Genomic DNA, 526 nt, shown 5'->3' on the forward strand with positions numbered 1-526 from the left:
CCTCGTGGGCCACATGAAGGCCCTGGGGAACCTGCCCATGTTCAGCGGGGTGTGGGCGCAACTCCAGGAGATCCGCAAGCGGGTGCAGAAGCTCTGGGGGGACCGGCACCTGCGGGACCCCTCGGGCCAATGGAAGGCCCCGCCCTGGCGGAAGGCCGTGGAGGCGTGGCCCAAGGTTCCCCTCTCCCCCATCGGGATGCGCCTCTACCCCGAGGAGCCCCCGCGGACCCTCGGGGAGTGGTGGGCGATGCACCGGAAGGGGGGTGGGGCGTGATCCGGAGGCTGGCCCGCCTCCTCAGGGAGGTGGCCCGGGGCCTCCCCGACCCCGATGAGGACCCCGACCTGGGGCCCTTCTGCACCTACCTGCGCCAGCGGTACGGCCGCCACGCCCTGGACCTCCCCCCCGAGGCCTGGGAGGAGGGCCTTTTGGCGCTCATCGCCGAGACCATCGCCGAGGGGTGGGACCGCTATGGGGCCCCCTCGGCCGCCCGGGATCCCGAGGGGGAGGGGTACATCGCCAGCGCCG

At 73.8% G+C, this 526-nt stretch carries 1 protein-coding gene and 1 pseudogene; both read left to right on the top strand.

Annotated elements, in window-relative coordinates:
• Window positions 1–274, top strand: a pseudogene (locus L0D17_RS13240) (hypothetical protein); the annotation flags it as partial.
• Window positions 271–526 (top strand): hypothetical protein (locus tag L0D17_RS13245; protein WP_243095712.1); only part of this gene is annotated, 256 nt, incomplete at its 3' end. The pseudogene L0D17_RS13240 and the gene L0D17_RS13245, both read left to right, overlap by 4 nt.

Source organism: Thermus thalpophilus, assembly GCF_022760915.1.
GTDB classification, from domain to species: Bacteria; Deinococcota; Deinococci; order Deinococcales; family Thermaceae; genus Thermus; species Thermus thalpophilus.